Below are 3,941 nucleotides of genomic sequence, written 5' to 3'. Positions count from 1 at the left end.
CGCCGATGGGCTGGGCCTTCGTCAAGCGACGGATGATCGCCGAGCTAGGCGTCGACTGGCAGGCGAAATTCGCAAGCTTCGAGCACAAGCCCGCCGCCGCTGCATCGCTAGGCCAGGTCCACAAGGCGCTTGCGCATGACGAGACGGAGCTGGCCTGCAAGCTGCAGTATCCGGACATGCAGTCGGCGGTCGAGGCTGATCTCAAGCAGCTCAACCTCCTGTTCGCGCTCCATCGCCGCATCGAGCCTGCGATCGACACTTCCGAGATCAACGAGGAGATCGGCGCGCGCATTCGCGAAGAACTGGATTACGTGCGCGAAGCGAAGCATGTCGCGCTATATCGCGACATGCTTGCTGATATCGATCTGATCCGCGTGCCGCGCGTGTGGCCCGATCTGTCGACCACGCGTCTCCTGACGCTCGACTGGCTTGAGGGCAAACGGATGCTCGCCTTCAAGGACGCGGCGCTGGAGCACCGCAACCTTCTTGCGCAGGCCATGTTCACCGCATGGTGGTTTCCGTTCAGCCGCTTCGGCGTGATCCACGGCGACCCGCACCTCGGTAATTACTCGGTCTTCGAGAAGGAGGGCGTGCCGGGCGGGATCAATCTCCTCGATTACGGCTGCATCCGGATTTTCCCGCCGCGCTTCGTGGGTGGGGTCGTCGACCTGTATCACGGGCTGCGCGATGGCAATGACGCGCTCATCGTCAACGCCTACGAGACATGGGGCTTTCGTAATCTCACCCGTGAGCTGATCGAGATCCTCAATATCTGGGCAAGGTTTATCTATGGACCGCTGCTGGACGACCGCGTCCGCAGCATCGCTGACGGCGTCAAACCCTCCGAATATGGACGCCGCGAAGCCTTTCGCGTGCATCAGGCGCTGAAGGAGAAGGGGCCCGTCACCGTGCCGCGGGAATTTGTCTTCATGGACCGCGCGGCCATTGGACTTGGCGGGGTCTTCCTGCATCTCCACGCCGAGTTGAATTTCTACCGCCTGTTCAACGAGGCGATCGAAAATTTCTCTCTTCCGGAGCTTGCCGCGCGCCAGGCCGCGGCGCTCGACCGGGCGAACTTGCCGCATCCCGAGGCCTGAGGATGAGGCGGCCCCTGCCGCTATCCTGCCGTTGCCCCCAAAGCGCAATTGCGGTAACCGGTGGGCAGAATTTCTTTTCTCTCACGGGGATCGCAATGGCTGACCACAGCGAGGTGGCCTATACCACCGCCGACGGTAACGACTACAAGGAGCACGAGCGGACTTATCTCGCGTTCCTGACGATGACGAAATGGGGCATCGGCATCGTGGTGGCCATCCTGATCCTTATGGCCTATTTCCTGGTCCATTAAATTGCCGCCGGGGGGCGCATGAAAATCGCGGTTGCGGCGGAGTCCGACAAGGCAGAGCCGCGTGTTGCCGGCACGCCGGAAACCGTCAAGAAGTTCATCGGGCTGGGTGCCGAAGTCGCGGTTGAGCCGGGTGCCGGTGTGCAATCCGGTATTCCCGACGCCGACTACGTCGCTGCCGGTGCTACGGTTGAGAAAGACGCCGTCAAGACAGCGGACATTGTACTTCGCGTGCGGCGTCCGCGTGCCGACGAATTGCTCGACTACAAGCGGGGCGCCATCGTCGTGTCCCTCATGGACCCGTATGGCCATGATGCCGCAATCGCTGCGCTGGCAAATTCCGGCGTTACGTCCTTCGCAATGGAATTGATGCCGCGTATCACGCGCGCGCAATCCATGGACGTGCTGTCCAGCCAGGCCAACCTTGCAGGGTATCGAGCCGTGATCGATGCGGCCGCCGAGTATGGCCGCGCGCTGCCGATGATGATGACGCCGGCCGGTACGGTGCCTGCGGCGAAAGCCTTCATCATGGGCGTCGGCGTTGCCGGTCTGCAGGCGATCGCGACGGCCCGCCGCCTCGGCGCCGTGGTCACCGCAACCGACGTGCGGCCGGCAGTGAAGGAGCAGGTTCAGAGCCTTGGCGCGAAATTCATCGCCGTCGAGGACGAGGAATTCAAGCAGGCCGAAACCGCAGGCGGCTACGCCAAGGAAATGTCGAAAGACTATCAGGCCAAGCAGGCTGCACTCATCGCCGAACACATCAAGAAGCAGGACATCGTCATCACCACTGCGCTGATCCCCGGGCGGCCAGCGCCCAAGCTGGTTTCGGCCGAGATGGTCGCCTCGATGCGGCCGGGTTCGGTCATCGTGGACCTTGCGGTCGAGCGCGGCGGAAATGTCGAGGGCGCAAAGCCGGGCGAGGTCGTCACCATCAATGGCGTGAAGATCGTCGGCTACCTCAACGTCCCCGGCCGGCTCGCCGCTTCGTCCTCGGCGCTTTACGCCAAGAATCTTCTGACCTTCCTCGAGAGCATGATCGACAAGAAGGAAAAGAAACTTGCGATCAACTGGGACGACGAGATCGTCAAAGGCACGCTGCTGACGCGCGATGGCAAGATCGTGCATCCGAATTTCCAGCCGAAGGCCTGAGGGGCACAGAGCATGGACCACGTCGATCCCTTCGTCTTCCAGTTCTCGATTTTCGTGATGGCGGTGTTCGTCGGCTATTACGTTGTCTGGTCGGTGACGCCCGCGTTGCATACGCCGCTGATGTCCGTGACGAACGCGATCTCCTCGGTGATCGTGGTCGGCGCGCTGCTCGCGGTGGGTGTGCCGATCATGGAATCAGGCACGACCGTTGCGCGCATCCTCGGCTTCGTCGCGCTGGTCTTCGCCTCGATCAATATCTTTGGCGGGTTCCTGGTCACGCAGCGCATGCTCGCGATGTACCAGAAGAAGGAAAAGAAGTGAGCGCGGCATGACCCCGAACCTCGTCGCGCTTTGCTATCTCGTCGCGGGCGTTCTTTTCATTCTCGCGCTGCGCGGGCTGTCGTCGCCGGAGACCAGCCGGCAGGGCAATATGTTCGGCATTGTGGGCATGGCGATCGCCATTCTCACGACGCTCGCTTCGCATCCGCCCGCCGGCGCCATGGCCTGGCTGCTGGTGATCCTCGGCATTGCGATTGGCGGCGGCATCGGCGCTCTGATCGCCCGCAAGGTGCCGATGACGGCGATGCCGGAACTGGTTGCGGCCTTCCATTCCCTGGTAGGCATGGCCGCGGTGCTGGTCGCCGCCGGTGCGCTCTATGCGCCCGCCGCCTTCGGCATCGGCAATGTCGGCACCATCAAGGGCGCGAGCCTGATCGAGATGTCGCTTGGCACCGCGATCGGCGCAATCACCTTCACCGGCTCGGTCATCGCCTTCATGAAGCTGTCGGGCCGCATGAGCGGCGCGCCGATCATGCTGCCGGCGCGTCACGCGATCAACATTGCGCTCGGCCTTGTGATCCTTGTTCTGATCGCGACGCTCGCACGCACCGAAAGTCATTCGGTGTTCTGGCTGCTCGTGATCGCCTCGCTGGTCTTTGGCGTGTTGATCATCATCCCGATCGGCGGCGCCGACATGCCGGTCGTGATCTCGATGCTGAACTCCTATTCCGGCTGGGCAGCGGCCGGCATCGGCTTCACCCTTGGCAATTCCGCGCTGATCATCACCGGCGCGCTGGTGGGCTCCTCGGGCGCGATCCTGTCCTACATCATGTGCAAGGGCATGAACCGGAGCTTCATCTCGGTCATCCTCGGCGGATTCGGCGGCGAGGTTGCAGGGCCCGCCGGCGGCGGCGAACAGAAGCCGGTGAAACTCGGCTCCGCGGAAGACGCCGCGTACATCATGAAGAATGCCAGCAAGGTCATCATCGTGCCGGGCTACGGCATGGCGGTGGCGCAGGCACAGCACGCGCTCCGCGAGATGGCCGATCATCTCAAGAAGGAAGGCGTCGAGGTCAAATACGCGATCCATCCGGTCGCCGGCCGCATGCCCGGCCACATGAACGTGCTGCTGGCTGAAGCCAACGTCCCTTACGACGAGGTGTTCGAA

The 3,941-nt window shown here is 62.8% G+C and carries 5 protein-coding genes; all 5 read left to right on the top strand.

Going from position 1 to position 3,941, the window contains the following annotated elements; translation table 11 throughout:
• The coding region (locus VNZ93_RS23290; protein ID WP_325711092.1) for an AarF/ABC1/UbiB kinase family protein at nucleotides 1-1,097 on the top strand (1,097 nt) is incomplete at its 5' end.
• Between the two features lie 95 nt (nucleotides 1,098-1,192).
• Nucleotides 1,193-1,348, top strand: coding sequence for an aa3-type cytochrome c oxidase subunit IV (locus VNZ93_RS23285; protein WP_325711089.1), 156 nt, complete (start codon nucleotides 1,193-1,195; stop codon nucleotides 1,346-1,348).
• 18 nt (nucleotides 1,349-1,366) lie between these two features.
• A complete protein-coding gene (locus VNZ93_RS23280) occupies nucleotides 1,367-2,494 on the top strand; it encodes a Re/Si-specific NAD(P)(+) transhydrogenase subunit alpha (protein ID WP_325711086.1) in 1,128 nt (375 codons plus the stop codon).
• A gap of 12 nt (nucleotides 2,495-2,506) precedes the next feature.
• Nucleotides 2,507-2,815: a proton-translocating transhydrogenase family protein gene (locus VNZ93_RS23275; protein WP_325608073.1), complete on the top strand. Its 309-nt coding sequence runs from the start codon at nucleotides 2,507-2,509 to the stop codon at nucleotides 2,813-2,815.
• Between the two features lie 7 nt (nucleotides 2,816-2,822).
• Nucleotides 2,823-3,941, top strand: a 1,119-nt coding sequence (locus tag VNZ93_RS23270) for an NAD(P)(+) transhydrogenase (Re/Si-specific) subunit beta (protein WP_325711083.1), incomplete at its 3' end; no start/stop codon positions are given.

The sequence above is a fragment of the Pseudorhodoplanes sp. genome, from assembly GCF_035565795.1.
Taxonomy (GTDB): domain Bacteria; phylum Pseudomonadota; class Alphaproteobacteria; order Rhizobiales; family Xanthobacteraceae; genus Pseudorhodoplanes.
The sequence above is the reverse complement of the archived record's forward strand: the minus strand, read 5'-3'. Positions and strand labels throughout refer to the sequence as shown.

What these genes read in the sequence shown, in the direction of transcription:
- VNZ93_RS23280 (WP_325711086.1), top strand. Translation starts at nt 1,367, where the DNA reads ATGAAAATCGCGGTTGCGGCGGAGTCCGACAAGGCAGAGCCGCGTGTT.
- VNZ93_RS23285 (WP_325711089.1), top strand. Translation starts at nt 1,193, where the DNA reads ATGGCTGACCACAGCGAGGTGGCCTATACCACCGCCGACGGTAACGAC.
- VNZ93_RS23275 (WP_325608073.1), top strand. Translation starts at nt 2,507, where the DNA reads ATGGACCACGTCGATCCCTTCGTCTTCCAGTTCTCGATTTTCGTGATG.